19 protein-coding genes are annotated in these 16,787 nt (G+C 32.0%); 7 read left to right on the top strand and 12 right to left on the bottom strand.

Annotated features, from left to right (window positions below; genetic code table 11):
• Positions 1 to 230: zinc ribbon domain-containing protein (locus RXO53_RS00500; RefSeq protein WP_410712324.1), on the top strand; the 230-nt coding region annotated here is incomplete at its 5' end.
• A gap of 341 nt (positions 231 to 571) precedes the next feature.
• On the top strand, positions 572 to 1,843 hold the full coding sequence (locus RXO53_RS00495; RefSeq protein WP_410712323.1) for an MBL fold metallo-hydrolase: 1,272 nt from the start codon (positions 572 to 574) through the stop codon (positions 1,841 to 1,843).
• A 22-nt stretch (positions 1,844 to 1,865) separates the two neighbouring features.
• On the opposite strand, the gene RXO53_RS00490 is transcribed toward RXO53_RS00495, so the two are convergent.
• Positions 1,866 to 2,084, bottom strand: coding sequence for a hypothetical protein (locus RXO53_RS00490; protein WP_410712322.1), 219 nt, complete (start codon positions 2,082 to 2,084; stop codon positions 1,866 to 1,868).
• A gap of 97 nt (positions 2,085 to 2,181) precedes the next feature.
• Here RXO53_RS00490 and RXO53_RS00485 point away from each other — a divergent pair, with 97 nt between their 5' ends.
• The gene (locus RXO53_RS00485) at positions 2,182 to 3,561 is read left to right on the top strand and encodes an RNA-guided endonuclease InsQ/TnpB family protein (RefSeq protein WP_410712321.1); all 1,380 of its coding nucleotides are present in this window, start codon (positions 2,182 to 2,184) and stop codon (positions 3,559 to 3,561) included.
• Between the two features lie 3 nt (positions 3,562 to 3,564).
• On the opposite strand, the gene RXO53_RS00480 is transcribed toward RXO53_RS00485, so the two are convergent.
• Both RXO53_RS00480 and RXO53_RS00475 read right to left on the bottom strand, forming a co-directional pair.
• Positions 3,565 to 3,861: a hypothetical protein gene (locus RXO53_RS00480; RefSeq protein ID WP_410712320.1), complete on the bottom strand. Its 297-nt coding sequence runs from the start codon at positions 3,859 to 3,861 to the stop codon at positions 3,565 to 3,567.
• 189 nt (positions 3,862 to 4,050) lie between these two features.
• Entirely contained in the window at positions 4,051 to 4,758 is a 708-nt protein-coding gene (locus tag RXO53_RS00475; RefSeq protein ID WP_410712319.1) for a phosphoglycolate phosphatase, read from the bottom strand.
• 164 nt (positions 4,759 to 4,922) lie between these two features.
• Between RXO53_RS00475 and RXO53_RS00470 the strand changes: the two genes are divergently transcribed.
• On the top strand, positions 4,923 to 6,518 hold the full coding sequence (locus tag RXO53_RS00470) for an acyl CoA:acetate/3-ketoacid CoA transferase (protein ID WP_410712328.1): 1,596 nt from the start codon (positions 4,923 to 4,925) through the stop codon (positions 6,516 to 6,518).
• Positions 6,519 to 6,581: 63 nt separating this feature from the next.
• On the top strand, positions 6,582 to 6,944 hold the full coding sequence (locus RXO53_RS00465; RefSeq protein ID WP_410712318.1) for a hypothetical protein: 363 nt from the start codon (positions 6,582 to 6,584) through the stop codon (positions 6,942 to 6,944).
• Positions 6,945 to 7,081: 137 nt separating this feature from the next.
• Here the strand turns inward: RXO53_RS00465 and RXO53_RS00460 are convergent, their stop codons facing one another.
• Genes RXO53_RS00460 through radA form a run of 4 tightly spaced genes read right to left on the bottom strand, consistent with a single transcriptional unit; the run spans position 7,082 to position 10,329 of the window.
• Positions 7,082 to 8,107, bottom strand: coding sequence for a DHH family phosphoesterase (locus RXO53_RS00460; RefSeq protein ID WP_410712317.1), 1,026 nt, complete (start codon positions 8,105 to 8,107; stop codon positions 7,082 to 7,084).
• Complete coding sequence (locus tag RXO53_RS00455) at positions 8,097 to 8,642, bottom strand: HIT family protein (RefSeq protein ID WP_410712316.1); 546 nt, start codon at positions 8,640 to 8,642, stop codon at positions 8,097 to 8,099. Before RXO53_RS00455 ends, RXO53_RS00460 begins: the two co-directional genes overlap by 11 nt.
• Positions 8,643 to 8,651: 9 nt before the next feature.
• The gene (locus tag RXO53_RS00450) at positions 8,652 to 9,311 is read right to left on the bottom strand and encodes a prepilin peptidase (RefSeq protein ID WP_410712315.1); all 660 of its coding nucleotides are present in this window, start codon (positions 9,309 to 9,311) and stop codon (positions 8,652 to 8,654) included.
• A gap of 49 nt (positions 9,312 to 9,360) precedes the next feature.
• The gene (radA, locus tag RXO53_RS00445) at positions 9,361 to 10,329 is read right to left on the bottom strand and encodes a DNA repair and recombination protein RadA (protein ID WP_410712327.1); all 969 of its coding nucleotides are present in this window, start codon (positions 10,327 to 10,329) and stop codon (positions 9,361 to 9,363) included.
• 183 nt (positions 10,330 to 10,512) lie between these two features.
• Between radA and RXO53_RS00440 the strand changes: the two genes are divergently transcribed.
• Positions 10,513 to 11,934, top strand: a complete 1,422-nt coding sequence (locus tag RXO53_RS00440; RefSeq protein WP_410712314.1) for a threonyl-tRNA synthetase editing domain-containing protein — start codon at positions 10,513 to 10,515, stop codon at positions 11,932 to 11,934.
• Here the strand turns inward: RXO53_RS00440 and RXO53_RS00435 are convergent.
• Complete coding sequence (locus tag RXO53_RS00435) at positions 11,915 to 12,067, bottom strand: hypothetical protein (RefSeq protein WP_410712313.1); 153 nt, start codon at positions 12,065 to 12,067, stop codon at positions 11,915 to 11,917. The two genes, RXO53_RS00440 and RXO53_RS00435, sit on opposite strands and share 20 nt — an antisense overlap.
• 218 nt (positions 12,068 to 12,285) lie before the next feature.
• Between RXO53_RS00435 and RXO53_RS00430 the strand changes: the two genes are divergently transcribed.
• Entirely contained in the window at positions 12,286 to 12,456 is a 171-nt protein-coding gene (locus tag RXO53_RS00430) for a chromatin protein Cren7 (RefSeq protein ID WP_015231698.1), read from the top strand.
• A gap of 24 nt (positions 12,457 to 12,480) precedes the next feature.
• On the opposite strand, the gene RXO53_RS00425 is transcribed toward RXO53_RS00430, so the two are convergent.
• The 4 genes from RXO53_RS00425 to RXO53_RS00410 form a co-directional block, all read right to left on the bottom strand.
• A complete protein-coding gene (locus tag RXO53_RS00425) occupies positions 12,481 to 13,389 on the bottom strand; it encodes an MBL fold metallo-hydrolase (protein ID WP_410712312.1) in 909 nt (302 codons plus the stop codon).
• A gap of 63 nt (positions 13,390 to 13,452) precedes the next feature.
• Positions 13,453 to 14,022 carry a DUF99 family protein gene (locus tag RXO53_RS00420; RefSeq protein WP_410712311.1) on the bottom strand — a complete coding sequence of 190 codons (570 nt, stop codon included), beginning with the start codon at positions 14,020 to 14,022 and terminating at the stop codon, positions 13,453 to 13,455.
• Positions 13,991 to 15,229, bottom strand: a complete 1,239-nt coding sequence (locus tag RXO53_RS00415; RefSeq protein WP_410712310.1) for an ORC1-type DNA replication protein — start codon at positions 15,227 to 15,229, stop codon at positions 13,991 to 13,993. Before RXO53_RS00415 ends, RXO53_RS00420 begins: the two co-directional genes overlap by 32 nt.
• A 66-nt stretch (positions 15,230 to 15,295) precedes the next feature.
• Complete coding sequence (locus tag RXO53_RS00410; protein WP_410712309.1) at positions 15,296 to 16,759, bottom strand: 4-hydroxyphenylacetate 3-hydroxylase N-terminal domain-containing protein; 1,464 nt, start codon at positions 16,757 to 16,759, stop codon at positions 15,296 to 15,298.
• Positions 16,760 to 16,787: the final 28 nt, after the last annotated feature.

Raw genomic sequence — 16,787 nt, 5'->3', positions numbered from 1 at the left:
ATGAAGTTATAGAATATAATACGTCCAGATACTGTGCTTATCATAATGTAGAAGTTAAAAGAGGACCAAGGGGAGTCATTAATTGTCCCTTAAAACATAAACTTCATTCTGATTTAAATGGAGCTTTAAACATATTAAAGAAAGCAACAGGTAAAGTATTATCATCAATAAAGAAACCTTTATCTTTTATTGTAGAACATAACAGAGTAGCACCCATAAAAGGGGTGTAACCCTTAAGACCTCAGGGAACCCTTGCCCTTTAGGGCGGGGAGGAGGTCAGTTAGTGATGCATACCTTGTTATCATTTGTTATTTTTCAAAAGGTAAAGTTTAATCTTTTACTTTACCCTACCTTGAAAAATAAAGTTTTCTATTCCTCTTTTATCATATTTAATTAATGTAGAAATTATTTATAAGCTTTTTATTAATATTATTTAAAGTTAAAAATATTTAAAATAAATGTATTTTAAGAAGGTTTAATAATAAAATACTTTAACAGAAATACTATAATTATTAAATATTAAGTTTGAAATGTAAATATAAATTGAGAAATATAGAGGTTTGCAAAAACAATGTCAAAAATAAAGATACTAGGTAGCGGAAAGGAAGTTGGTAGGGCAGGAATTTTGATTGAGCAAGATGAAAAATTTGCCCTATTAGACTATGGGGTAAACTTTGATGAAAACGATAGGCCTATTTTTCCTCTCCATGTAAGACCAAAAGATATAGATATAATAATTTTAACACATAGTCACCTAGACCATATAGGGGCAGCTCCTTCTTTATATATATCTGTGATGCCAAAGCTAGGAGCTACTCCATTAACTTTAGACGTAAGTAAAATTTTGTTATTGGATATGATAAAATTAAACGGCCCTTATTTACCTTTTGATGAACAAAGTATTAATGATATGCTAGTTTCTGCAGAAACTATGAACTATGAAAAAACATATGAATATGGGAATTTTCTGGTAACATTAATGGATAGTGGGCACATACCTGGTAGTGCAAGCGTACTTGTTGAAACAAATAGTAACAGAATATTATATACTGCTGACATGAATACTATAGAAACGAAACTAAAAGGTCCGCATAAATTAAATGGGGTTAAAGCAGACACGTTAATAATTGAATCAACATATTCAACATCTAATCATCCTCCTAGAGAAGAAAGCGAAAAGAGATTTATTGATGATGTTAATGACGTAGTTGAAAAAAATGGAGTTGTTTTGGTTCCTGCTTTCGGAGTCTCAAGAGGTCAAGAGATAATGGCATTACTTGAGGAAAAAGGTTTTGGATATAATGTATGGGTGGATGGAATGATAAGGGATATAGCAGAACTTTATATTGCACATAGCAATTACCTGAAATCTCCTCGTTTACTTCTTAAAGCAATGCAAGAGCAAAGATTAGTGAAAGGATGGAATGATAGGAGAAGAGCATTAAAAGAACCAGGTGTAATAATAGCAAGTGCAGGTATGATGAAGGGAGGACCAAGCCTTTATTATCTTAAGAAGATTTCTAATAATCCAAGAAATGCAGTATTTATGGTTAGCTATCAGGCAGAAGGTACTCCTGGAAGAGATATATTAGAAAAAGGTTTTTACACCGATGGAAATAAAAACTTTAATGTAGAGTCAAGGGTAGAGTGGTTTGACTTTTCAAGCCATACAGATAAAAAAGGAATTCTAGAAACTATAAAAAGCATACAAGGATTAAGAAAGGTAATATTGGTTCATGGAGAGCCAGAAGGCCAAAAATTGTTATCTGAAGAAATAAAAAGCCAAAATAACAATATAGAGGTCATAATACCGGATAACGGTGATGAAATAAATTTAGAATAATTTTTTAGATTTAAAACAATAACTATTTGTTGGGTTCTGTGATTTTTAATAAAGCCTCAATAATTTTATCAGATAATTCATTTAGCTTATTTATATCTTCCTCTTTAATTTTGTTTTTTACTGTTACTAGGGGCTCTATTACTTTGAATCCGGATTTTGATAGCAATTCTGCTACTTGCTTAGCTATAGGGCCCCAACCATAACCTGTTACTATGCCTGCGGGTCTTTCTCTTCCAAACATTTTAACTTGATAAAGAGAACGACAAACCTTGCCCCTTCTAGGGGCGGGGTAAAATTTTTTAAATCAAAAATACTATTTCTATTTGAGATGCCTTTAAATGCCTTTGTCTGGTCAACTCTTAAAGCATGAGGAGCGGGAGCCGATTTCTCCCGCAATACCAGATGAAGGCATCTACGAAGTTAAGTATACGAATAAGAGAACAAACGTAGTACGCCTACTTCCAAATGGTTTTCAGGAAAGGAAGCTCAGAAGGCTATCTAATATCTCATCAAAGCTCTTCAATGAGTTGAACTATGAGAGGAGACAACAGTTTTTTCACGAAAAGAAAGTGGACTTCAATATAACATGGGATAAATACTACAAAAAGTATAAGGAAGAGCTAAAAGTTAACGCTCAAGCAGTTATGCACAAAAACAACGAGGCATGGTCATCTTTCTTTTCTTTAATAAAGAAAAAAGGAAAACTACAAAATCGTATTAAACATACAAAACCACCAGGATATTGGATTGATAAAGATACTAAAAAAGATACTAAGAAGAGAAAGCTTTTACTTGTTATTAGACAAGATAGATATGAAATAGATGAAGTTAATCATAAAATTATTCTAAAAGATTTCAAAATGGAAATCAATTTTGCTGGTAGGTTAAGGTGGTATGGAAAACAAGGTAGGCTGGAGATATACTATGATGAAACTGAAAATGCATGGTATGCCTCAATACCTGTTGAAGTAGGTGTTGAGAAAACTAAAAAGGGAAAGGAGAGCAAGTATATTATTTATGGTGAAAGGAAGAAAATACAAGTTGAATCACCTAAAGGTAATAAAGTAGCTTCAATAGACTTAGGCATAAATAATTTAGCAAGTGTGATAGTTAATGATGGAACTTGGTTTCTTTACAAAGGTGTTAGGACTAAGGAGGACTACTTTTATTTAGAGAAGAAGATATCACAAGTACAATCCTTAGCAGATAATACAAAAAACATTGGTGAATATGAAGCATATGAGGAATTATTAAAAGAGAAGAGAAGGCTTTTTAAGAAATTAATGAGAAGGCTTCTTCACTTATATAGAAACTTTGCGTCTCACCTAATGAAGAAGTTACATGAACAAAACGTTTCAACCATCTACTTGGGCTATCCTTATAATATTGCTCAGGAAAAGGGAAACAAATTTACAGTAAACATGTGGTCTTACCGAAAATTAATTAATGCAATAGAACTTAAAGCACAAGAATACGATATAAAAGTGTTTGAGGTCGTTGAGTATAATACCTCAAAGTATTGTGCTTATCATAACTTAGAAGTTAAAAGAAATCCTAGAGGAGTCATTAGTTGTCCATTAAGACATAAACTTCATTCTGATTTAAATGGGGCTTTAAATATATTAAAGAAAGCAACAGGTAAAATCTTATCAACAATAAAGAAACCCCTATCTTTTATTGTAGAACATAACAGAGTAGCACCCGTAAAAGGGGTGTAACCCTTAAGACCTCAGGGAATTCCCACCCTGAAGGGCGGGGAGGAGGTCAGTAACTATTATATATTTAATTTTATTAAAATCTTTGGCTATCTTTTTTATTTTTTCCAAATAAATATCTGTAAAATATTCTTCTACCCCATCAACTACAACAAAATCATTTCCTGCTTCTATTAAATAAGCATTATATGAAATCCCTTCAGGTATGGGCCACATGTTTTCAAACATTTTTTTCTTTAAATCATTTACTCCTATCCAATAAACTCCACCATTTATTTTTATTATATCATTATAATTTTCCATTCTCTCTTACCAAGTTAACTTTAAATTTAAGATTAGCTTTAAATGCGTTTAATATATTCTTGTACATAATCAAAAGGTAAAATTATCAAATATTTAAATAATAACATAAAATCTTAATAACTTTATATTAAACATATAACTTAGATGAGGAATTTGCCGAGTACAGAGCCTTAAGGCAGTGATGATAAATTAATCTGATTTTTGCATGCTTATAATATATTTTGCGATTTCTAAAAAACCTTCTCCCCCCGGTTTTGATGCAATATATTTTACTATGCCTTTAACCTCTTCTGACGCATCTTGGGGACAAGCAGAAAAGCTTCCGAATTTTAGCATATCAATATCATTTTCTCCATCTCCTATTGTTGCCACTTCTTCTTGTTTATAGCCTAGCAATTCGCTTGCAATTTTTACTCCTTGCCCTTTGCTCCCGTTTGTAGGCAAGATATGTAATGCGTATCCACTCCATAAAACCTTAAAGCCATATTTATTAGATATTTTCTCCATTTCATTTATGTATTCTTTCGTTTTGTTTTTATCTATATTTTTAGGTATGAAAAAAGCTAAGTCATGAAATCTAAATTTATTTTGCCAGCTCTCAACAAGACCCATTTTGAGAGCTATCTCTTTTAATTCGTCAGGAGGCTTGCTGTCGCACACATGTTTATAACCATGAAAATAAATTATACAGCCATTTTCAGCAATAGCAGGTCCCGATGCACCTATGTATCCTCTTAAGCCTAATGTAACAGGTAAAGAATTTCCTGAAATTAAAGAAACTTTAATGCCATTGGATTCGAGTAACCTTATTCCATTTATTGCCTCAATACTAATTCTTACATCGCCTCTTCTTATTGTTAAAGTTCCATCAACATCTGTTGCAACATATTTTATCATTTTTGAACCCTTTTTTATTATAGTTATATCTAATTTAAATTTTCTACTCTTAAAGTTTAATAAGATTACTAAACCTATTAAACTTGGGGTGAATAAATTTGCCCGATATTATAGAAGAAATTGCAAATAGAAAGATAGTAAAAGATCCGGAAACGATACTTTCTATGATACCTGATTACTCTGTTATTGCTATATCAGGGTTTAATATGATTACAGCGCCAGAGTATCTAATAGAAAGGCTTTACAAATTATATTTAAAAACAGGTCATCCAAAGAAGCTATTTATTATTAGCGATACTTTTCCAGGTGCACCTGGAAGGGGATTAGATAGAATAGCAAAACTTATTTATGAAAGAAAAGATGAGGACTTTATTGATGGCACTTTATTTCCATTTTATGGATGGAGCGAAAGCTTGCAGAAAATGGTTAGAGAAGAGTGGTTTGATGCATATGCGTGGAGCATAGGGATTATGGCATATTGGTTCAGGGAAGTTGGCAGCGGTAGGCCAGGTGTTTTGACAAAAGTTGGTTTATATACAACTGCTGATCCAAGATTAGATGGAACCGCACTTAATGAAAAAGCAATTAAGATGAGAAGGGTTAAGGTTCATTTAATTAAAATAGACAGCCAAGAATATTTATTATATACTGCCCCAAAGCCTCAGTTTGGGTTGCTAAGAGGAACGACAGCTGATGAAATGGGTAATCTATCATTAGAAGATGAGGCTGCATATGGGACTGTATTAAATATAGCTCAAACTATTAAGGCAATGCCCAATAAGGGAATTAATATTGTCCAGGTTTTAAGAATAGCTCGTTATGGATCTTTAAATCCTAAAGATGTTGAAGTTCCAGGGCCTTTAATAGATTATGTTGTTGTTTCTCCTAGGGATTACCATTGGCAAAGCTCTAGCTTCGATTATAATCCAATGGTTTCAGGAAAGATAATTCCACCTTTATCTAGAGAGCATTTATCACAAGCAGAATTAAACCACAGAAAGATAATAGCCAGAAGGGTTTTGCTTGAGCTTCTAAATCTACTCAAGAAAAATGGAAGGCAAATAATAGTTAATTTGGGTGTAGGTATACCTGCAACAGTTGCAGATGCTGCAGTGGAAGAAGAAGTGCAAGATTTAATAGTTTTAACTGTTGAATCTGGAACCTGGGGAGGTAAGCCTCTTTATGGAGCAGATTTTGGGGCATCGATAGGGCCATTTGCAATAGTTTCTGTTCCAGATCAATTTACTATGTATGAAGGAGGAATAATTGATGCTGCAAGCCTTGGATTTATGCAAGTAGATAGATATGGAAATGTCAATTCTTTTATAATGCCTACAAGAATTCCAGGACCAGGAGGATTTCCTGCTATTGCAGTAGGATCACCTCAAATATTTTTTGCAGGCGAATTTACAGCAGGTGATAGGAAAATCGAAGTTAACAATGGAAAAATATCAATATTAAAAGATGGTGAAATAATTAAGTTCGTAAATCAAGTATACAAAATAGGTTGCTCGGGTAAAATACTATCAAAGTCAAATAAGAGTGCATTATTTGTTACAGAAAGGGCTGTCTTTCAAAAAGTAGAGGATGGAATAGAATTGAAAGAAATTGCTCCCGGCGTAGATCTAGAAAAGGATATATTGGCAAAAATGGAATTTAAGCCTATAATAAGAAAAGAACCGGAAATTATGGATCCAAGAATATTTAATAGCAAGAGAATGGGATTAAAAGAAGAGGCTTTAGAAGCCATAAAAAGATAATTTTTAAAATTTGTTTCCATATAATATGCTTGGGTGCTAAATGTGCCAATTCAGGTGCAAAGCTTGGAAGAATTGGAAAAAATAGCCCAAAAAGGAATAGAATGTAGAATAAAAAGAAGTAAAAAGGATGGAAAAGCAAAAATAAAAGTCAGAACTAAAAAATATCTATATACATATGTTGTTGATAAAGATAGGGTTGATGAAATATTAACAAAATTGAATTGTAAAAATGTCATTGATTTAGAAAAACAAAAACCAAAAGCTGAAAAATCAAAGAAGCAAAAGAAAGAGAAGAAAGAAGAGGAAAAACAAGAAAAAGAGAAGAAAGAAGAAATTACTGAAAAAGCTCCTGAAGAAATAAAAGAGAAGCAAGTTGAAGAAGAAAAAGAAGAAAAGAAAGAAAGTGAAGGAGAAAAGAATGAATAAAAGAAAGACTTTATCTAGCAAATTTTATATAAGATCCTAGAAATTTATTTGTTTGACTGGTTGTTTCATAATACATGATAAATTTTATTTTATAATATTTAACTAAATTTAATCTAAAATATAATGCAAGTTTATTTTTATTGAGATTTTGTATAGCATGAACTAGATTTTAATGCTATTGAATAAATATTTTTAATAACATATTTTATTAAAAATGATTTGTTAATCAGAGAAATGAAAGATATGTAAAGAGGTAATTTTAATGACGCTCCAGAAGCTCTAGGATGCCCTCCGCCACCTAAATTTCTTGCTATGATTTGTACGTCAGCTTTTTCTCTACTCCTTAAGGATAGACTAATTAAATTAAAACTTTTTCTCTTTATTATTACTGCTATGTCACTCTTAGACCTTGACAGCATCATAGCCCCTACAATGCTGTCTGATGGTATTTCTACACTTTTAAAAACCCCAGATATTTTGCATGAATTTCCATACGTTTGAATCGTTGATAGTATTTCATCAAATCCATTTAACTCCTTTATTATGTAGTCATTTAAATGAGCTTGCATTTCATCATCCCATAATATTCCATTAATAAATTTATCAATAACTTTAAACTTCCATTCTAATCCTTTTAACCCATTGTTTGCATAACTAGCTCTAAATAGCTTAGGTCCTAATTCATCATCCCATTTCCATATATCAGAAGCGCATATCGCTTTTTCAAGTCTTTCTAAAAATTCATCATTACCTTTATTGAATAATTTCTGTGAATATCTAGCAGCAACACCTGCTCCGCAAGTATTTCTGTCTATTATAACAGTTGCTCCTGTTGATTTTATAAGTTCTATGTCTTTTTCATCCCATACATGATGATCGAACCAATATATATTTATCCCTTTTTTTCTTATTTCTTTAAAGTATTTGTATACCTCATTAATGTTGTTCTTATTAGATCCAATATCTATTAAAAAAAGATAATCATCTTTTTGTAAAGAATCAATTATACCTTCAATAGCAACTTCCACGTTATATGGTTCTGCAAATATCACTGTAGAATCATTAAGTTTTCTTTCCAAAACTCTTAAAACAGATGCTGCTCCTCCCATTCCATCTAAATCATTGTGAGTTATTATATAAATTCTATTGGTTTTATAGCTCAATTTCTTTTACAACCTCTTCAATAATAGGTTTTAGCAAATTATATGTGTCATCTAAAGATTGAGGAACGACTTTGACTCCTCCAATAATTGTTATGTAATTTGAATCTCCTTTCCACCTTGGAACTATATGTATATGTACATGTCCTGGGACTCCTGCTCCAGCTGCTTCCCCTATATTTACACCTACGTTAAATCCTTCTGGTTTATATGCTTTTGTTAATGCAATTATAGAAGCTTTTATCAATTTACTTATTTCTAATAGTTCATTATCATTAAGCTCTGTAAGATTTGATACATGTTTATATGGGGCAATCATCAAGTGGCCTGAATTATATGGGTATTTATTTAGAATTATAAATGAATACTTTGCTTTGAATAATACTAACGCTTCTCTTATATCATTTTTTTGAGCTTCGCAAAAAATACATTTTTGATTAGTTTCTTTTTCCTCTTCTTTTTTATTACTGAAATCTTTAATGTAGCTCATTCTCCAAGGAGCCCATAGATTTCTATACCATTGTTCTGGCCATTCCATATATCTCACCTAGATTATCGTACTAACAATTAGTGATATAGGGAGACTTATTAATATAAATAATATATAAGGAAGTCCCGGTTGGGCCCAGACAATCTCATTCAGATTACCATTACTTTCTTCTACTATTGTTTCATGAGGTTCATCAACAGAAATATTTTTTGTAGAGTTTTGAGCAAAATACCATCTGTACTTTTTATTATTTAAAAGATCTTTCGCTCTTATTGGGGCGGCGCTAAAGCATCTTTTGTTTAATTTCATGTTTTTGCAATCCCTAACCGTTAAAATAGTTCTTGTTAAAAGCTCGAGAACAGAAGCTATAAGTAAGGTTAATAATATTGGTGGCAAAAAGCCTCCAAAGGGATTAATAGGCAAAGAAAGAGCCAAAAAAATGGATCCCCATAGATCTCCAGCTCCCATGTGGCCAATTAAATATGCTATAAGCAATCCTAAGACGCTTAAAATACTTATTGTATAATAAACTAACAGAATTTTTATCGGATAGTAAAATGAAAATGCTATAATAGATAAAACAATTCCTGTCTTTGATCCAATATACCAAACCCATAATGGTACTTCTCTATATTTTATGTCTAAAATTGAAGCAGGGATAAATACTGCAAAATTTAATGCAACCAAGAAATATGGTAACATTTTAATTATTTCCAATTTCTCCCCTGATATAATATGTTAAAAAGGATCTTAATATTTTGTTTATTTATTCTTCAGCATCCCTTACCCCATATTCTGTAATGGCGAAAACAGTTTCTCCCTCAGGTAAATGAGGTGCATCTACTATTCTAGCTATTCTCTTATTTCCTCTGCTTCTCTTTAATTGAACCCTAACTCCTGGTGCATGTCCAACTATATTTCCTCCTACAGCAGAAGTAGGATCTCCATAGAAAACATCAGGTCTAGCCATTACTTGATTAGTTACCACAACAGCTATATCATAGATCTCTGCTAACCTTATCAATTGATGCAAATGTTTATTTAAAAGTTGCTGTCTCATAGCTAGGTTTTCTCTTCCAGGAAACTCAGCTCTAAAGTGACTTGTTAAAGAATCAACTATAACTAGCTTTATACTATCTTTAGAAAGCATATCATATAATTGGTCGACAATAGCCATTTGATGATGTGAATTAACTGCTCTTATCCAGTATATGTTTTCCATAACCTTATCGGGATCTAGGTTTAGACCTCTTGCTATTTGCTCAATTCTTTCCCATCTAAATGTTCCTTCAGTATCTATATATACTGCTTTAGTGCTTAAACCACCTTTTTCTTCAGGTAATTGTACGTTTACAGCAATAGAATGGCATATCTGAGTTTTACCAGTGCCGTATTCTCCAAAAAACTCTGTCATATCTCTAGTCTCTATTCCTCCACCTAATAAATCATCTAAGCTCTTACTCCCTGTTGTTATTTTATGTACATTTAATCTTTCTTTTTTTAATTCCAACGCAGTCCTGAATTTTATATCCAAGGTTTCCCTAGCTGCACTAACTATTTTTTGAGCTGATGGCAAGGGTATTCCAGTTACTTGAGCTATTTCCTGTGGGGTAGCAACTGCCAATGCCTCTATACTTGTATAACCAGCTTCTATTAATTTTTGTGCAGTATTTGGGCCTACACCAGGTAAATCTGTTATATCTTTAGGTCTGGCCTTATCTTGAGCATTTTTCATATTTTCTTCTGACATTATTAATCCTCCTCAATTAATAAATAATTGTTATTAAGAGGCTATAATTTTATATATTTTAGTATTACATGAAGTCATAATATGATTTGTTGGGTTCTCAGCTCTGGTGATTCTCGGGTCAGCGAATGTATTAATATTTCCTCAGAAACTAATACATAGGTGCATATAATGAGAATTTTGATGATACATTTAAAGGAAATTAAATATTGGGCTGTTGAAGAGGCCATTGAAAATCCTCCTGATCCTCCATCAAAATATGAAGGTAATGACTGTGTTGTAGGTTTTATAAGTGTAGAAGAAGAAGATACCCTTGATTTATCTCATGATGCAGCATTGGAATTAGCCCAACATGCAAATAGATTTAAGCTAAACTGTATAGTTGTTTATCCTTTTGCGCACCTTTCATCTAGTCTAGCTGATCCTAACAAGGCAGTATCTATTCTCAAATCAATAGAAGAAGAATTGAAAAAAATGGGATATACAGTAAATAGGGCCCCGTTTGGTTGGTATAAAGGATTCAGCATTACTTGTCCTGGCCATCCGATGTGTGAGTTATCTAGGACCATAACATCTTCCAAGGGACCATACTATATAAAGGATTCAAATAAAATCACGATTAAGGAAGCCATAGATAAAAAAATATTAGATAGTTCTATATTAAATAATCCATGGGACAACGATTCTATAGGAACTCAAGAAAAGTTTGGCATTTTATCAAATGGATTAAACTCTATTGGAAAATATCTTATAAATTCCTTAACAGAATGGTTCAATTATAAAAACAATGTCGAAAATGTCTCCATTTATTCTGGAACACACAAAGATATTTATGGAATAGATGGTTTATCTTCAGTAATTAAATCATGTTTAGATATGGGTAGATATGTAAAAGACCAAAGCGTTGAAATCCAAGGTTTAATACCAGGTAGCGAAATACTGATATTTCCGTTTAAAACAGACAGGTCTAGGTTAAATGACATTATAAACGAGCTTATGCCAGGAATAATTAATGATACAGCTGAAATTAAATCTTCTTCTCAAAATGGCTTTAATATACCTTACGATATCAATTATGATCTAGATTTAATTTTATATAAGTCTAGGAACGGAGGGCTTGTTTTATTAGGAGGTTTTGGAACTGTGAGAGATAATTCAATAACATTTTTAGGCCCTATTAGAAATGTTGCATCATCATTAATTGATTATGGTTTAAAGATGGCTGATAAAGGAACAACGCCTAGCCTTCCATTTTGGTTATCTCCATATCAAGTTGCTATAATACCTGTGAAAGAATCTCATGAAGAATATGCAAAAGAAATATTGAACGAAGTATTTTCTATTGGGATAAGAGTATATTATGATCCACCTGGGAAGAGTTTAGGGACAAGAATTAGAGCTGCAGGTAAATCATGGGTTCCTATCATTGCTGTTGTTGGTGATAAAGAAAAGGAATCAAATACAATCAATATAAGAAAGAGATGGTTGCAAGGATCGCAAGAGGTTCTTCAATTAGACGAGTTTTATAATGAACTTAAGATGCTTAAATCCCAAAGCCCTTTAAATAGACCTATTAGTCCTCCAGTCTCTTAATTGGTTCATGAAATGTATTTTTCTTGCAATAAGGGCAGTAATGATATAGTTCTTTCATTTTGTTAAGGTCGAAACTAACCGGTAATACCCATTCATTTTTACATTCCTTGCATCTTAATATCCATTTTGTCATGATTTTCACCTTTTTCTCTTTCTAATCCTTTTCTCCATATTAATACTTTAAAACTAAATTAAATATATAATCTTTTTAAATTTTAATATTTTTCAAAATAATTAATTAAATTGTTAATTGATAATACTTTACTGAATCTTTTATTTTAGAACAACCTAGTTTTTAAAAGTAAAAATTTATAAATATCCATGGGATATTTTATAATATAGTGAGGAATCATGTCGTCCAAGTTACCGCCTGTAAAGGTTAAGGATCCCACAACTGGGAAAGAAGTTACGTTAACACCGATTAAAGTTTGGACTCTTGCTCCAAAGAAAGGGAAAGGAGTCAAGATAGGATTATTTAAGAGTCCAGAAACAGGAAAATACTTTAGGGCAAAGGTTGAGTAAACTAAATAAAATTTAATTTATTTTTTATTTTTTATAGTCACCATTTTTTATGGCATTTATCATTCCCATAACAGATTCTAGTAAATATCCTTTTGTAAAGAATTGTATGTTTTCATTAACTGCTTTTCTGAAATCTTCGTCTACATTCATTAAATGCTCTGTAATTTTTTCTACATCATCAATACCTGATTGTAAATCATCACTTATTATATCTAGCCATATTTTAGTTCTCTCTATTCCTATCTTTAAATATTCAGTTCCATTATCGTGTATTCCATAATGAGTTGGCGCAATATATTTAGGGTTAAAGGTTTTCATTTTTTCAAGGCTTTCTAAATATTGTATAGGTTTAAATGGTGTTGGAGACGTGATGGCATAAACCTTTCCATTTTTGAAATTGAAAATGCCTCCCGCAGAATCTCCAGTAAATATTATGTTTTCTGGATAAAGTAATATGCTCATATGATGGCTTGCATGGCCTGGGGTATAAACAAATTTTAAAGTATGATATCCTATTTTGATTTCTGAATAATCTTCTACATGCAAAACTCTCTTTTCATCCGCAGATATTGGTTTCCCATAATTATCAGCTAATAACTTTGAAAACTTATTTGCAGCTTCCCATAATTGAGAAGGGTCTACAACATGCTTTACACCTTTAGGATGTATGTAGGCTATCGAATTAGGATAGTCTCTGAGTAAATGGCCTGTCGAACCTGCATGATCTAAATGAACATGAGTTGCAACTATTATTTCAGGCCTTAAGTTAAGATCTGATAGAGCTTTGCTAAGTTTAGAATATTCTTTGGCTGGTCCAGGTTCAATAACAGTAACTTTATTATCTACAACTATAAATGAAGATATAATTCCTTTCAAATTTCCCGGAGAAACATCTACTATATATACATCCCCAAATTTTTCATAGGCGTGCATTTACATCCCCAAGATAACAATAAAAATAAAATTAATAAAACTTTTTATTAACAAGTTATTATATTAATTTGCATATGGATTAATTATTTTTGAAATTTGAGATGTTATTATATGAGATAATCTTAACGGTTCAGGTATTCTTGAATAAAATTGATATGAATTTATTATCTCTATAGCATCTTCTTTGTTAACCCCCCGGTTAACAATGTACAGAATTCCTTTCTTGCTCTCAATTTTTTCATATGATTTTATTTGGTTTATGGCAAGCTCTCTTATTTTGCTGTCTATAAAATGAGGTCTTAAAGCATTTAACAAGTTTTTTATAGATGGTTTATAGTTATATATAACTATAGATGGAAAACCCGTTAATTTTTCTATGCCAGGCAATGAAATAACATTAAACCCTGCTATAGTTATTGAGTCAAACATAACCAATGATTTTTTATTGTTTCCAAGAACCTTTATCAAATAAGATAATATAGATGTCGCGTCTAAACCATCAGTATGTACAATTCCAATTTTTATTTTTTCAGGCCAAACTTCTCTATAAGATAAACAAGAAATTACTGTTTTCCCATAGCCTAGCTTCTTAACTTCCCCATCATCGCATGCTATTATCATTTCTATTTCCATCAGTTTTTACCTCACTTAATAAATCTGCTATTGTGGGATCTTCTTTTAATGCCTGAATTATTGCATTTACATCAGAGGCTATAGAAATTACCCTCGTTTTCCCATACCTTCCTCTACTTATTATTCTACCAGATATTATTCCAAGCATATCTAGTTCACTTATAATTCCACTTGCTCTTCTCAATGTAATTTCTTCAAGGCCTAACGAAGTGACCAATCTTTTATAGTTATCGTAAATTTCTCCTGTTGTAACATAATCTTTACCCATACCTGTTGCTAAAAGGATTGATGTCATAATGAGCTTACCGTGCAATGGAAGAGTTTTTACAACATCTCCAACTCTATCCCTTTCAATTTCAATCCTTGCTCTAGTTACGTCATCCTTGGTTACAACATTTCTATTGTCTCTTTCAGCTATCTCTCCTGCTACCCTTAATAGATCCAAAGCTCTTCTTGCGTCTCCATGCTCTCTTGCTGCTAGGGCAGCGCACAATGGGATTACATCTTCCTCTAAAGCGTTATTATTAAAAGCTTCATCAGCTCTTTGTTTTAATATATCTTGTAATTGTTTTGCATCATAAGGGGAAAACACTATTTCTTCTTCGCTTAAGCTACTTTTTACTCTAGGATCTAAAGATTCAACCATTTTAACACTGTTAGTTATTCCTATAATCGAAACCCTAGAATTGGTTAATTGCTCATTAATTCTAGTTAAATTATAAAGTAAATCATCTCCATATTTTTTAACCAAAAAATCTATTTCATCTAAAACTATAATGAAGACTCCTTCAATATTACTTAATTTTTTCACAATTCTGTTAAATACCTCTCCAGTAGAAAGGCCTGTAAATGGTATTCTCATATTAAAATAGTCTGCTATATCAGCTAATATTCTATATGGTGTTTCTCTATGCCTTACATTTGCATATATATAACCAACCTTTACATTTTTTTGTTTTGCATTTTCTTCCAGTTTTCTTAGAACAAATTTTGTTACTGCAGTTTTACCTGTACCAGTTAAACCATATATAAAAACATTGCTTGGTCTTTCCATTCTTAACGCTGGAGATAGGGTTAGTGCAACCCTTTTTATTTCTTGATCCCTATGAGGAAGGAAATCAGGTACATAATCTGGTAAAAGTACTTCTCTTCTCTTGAAAACTTTTGGTTTGTAAGCAGCGTTGAAAATTTCATCTATATTAGACATTATTCCACCAGTTCCATAGGAAATAATAATAAAAAAGAATTTAAGAGCTGTAAAGCTTAAGCTTTATTATTTTTCTTTTTTAATACCTGACATTACCTTTGCATTTTCAATAAATTCATTAAGCCTGTTTTTCATATCACTTTTTAATGCTAAAAGCTCTGCTGCAGGCGGACCACCACCTTGTATTAATCCAACTAAATGAGGACCTGCAACCCATAATTGCATCAATCTGGCAATCCTTAATCTCTCTTCTGCAGTGTATGATTGGTTTCCTTGTAATGCCATAGCTATCTTATTAGATAATCCTTCTATATTTAAATCCTTTGATGATGGCGCATTAACTGTTATACCGCCTCCAATATCTGCTGCAGCAACCATAGCTTCTTTCAGATGTTCTATAGAATCCAACTTTGCTATGTTAGCTAACCTTAAATCTGGTATATATTCTCCACTTGCATGTCTATAACCCTTAACCATGGCAGCAAGCCCTGCAGCATATGCAGCTTCTCCATGTCTCATTATATCTAATAGCCTATCTTGTATGTAACTGGCGTTAAGAACTCCATTAGCATCTGCCATTAATGCAGAAGAGCCTAATATAACGTCAGCAAATCCAGCTTTACAGCTTCCACCTCCTGCTCTGTGATGAGAAATAAAGTATTCAATTAACTTGCCTGTGAATTCATATTCTCCATCCATGAATACTCTATCATATGGTACAAAAACATCATCAAATATGACAAGATAAGTGCTTCTATGTCCGAATGGAAGAGGGTAATCTATATCAGTTCCAATCTCTTTTGAGACTTTTTTCATAATATCCATGGGGTGCCAGCTTGATACAAAATATAAATTTTTGGTATCTGGCTTTATTGCAAAAGAAACTGCATAATCTTTTTCGTTCTGTTTCATATTTTTTGTAGGTATAACTAATATTTCATCAGCTATTGCTGCCCCTGTTATGTGCATCTTAGCCCCTCTAACTACAATTCCGTCTTTTCTTCTTTCTACGACGTGAACATATGCCATATCATTTTTTTGTTCAAGTGGTCCTTTTGATCTATCACCCTTTACGTCCGTCATAGCTGTCTCTACTACCAAATCATTTGACTGGACTTCTTTTAACCATAATGCAAATCTTTTATGGTATTCTGTGTTAAGTTTTGAATCTATATCATATGTAGAAGCAAAAACAGCATTGATACCATCATGACCAGTACATCTAAAATTGCAATTGCCTATTTTTGAATTTAATATTCTTTGGGATTCGGCTCTCATTAAAAGGTCACTTATACTCTGCTCTACATAAACTAATCTATTAACTTCTTCATTATTTTGATAAGCCGTTAATATACCTTTATAATCTTTAATTTTAGCTAATTCGTATGTTTTTAATATTACATTTATAGAAGGCTTAACTATAGGTTCATTTAATAGATCAGTAATTCTTTCTCCTCCTATATATATGTTAAGGTCTTTTTCTCTTTCTTTTAGTCTGTTTAGATAATCCTGAGATGATCCTAAAGGCATAAAATCACCTTGTTTATTATAAAAATAC

This window comes from Caldisphaera sp., assembly GCF_046536515.1.
Classification (GTDB): domain Archaea; phylum Thermoproteota; class Thermoprotei_A; order Sulfolobales; family Acidilobaceae; genus Caldisphaera.
This window is presented reverse-complemented; position numbering and strand designations above follow the sequence as displayed.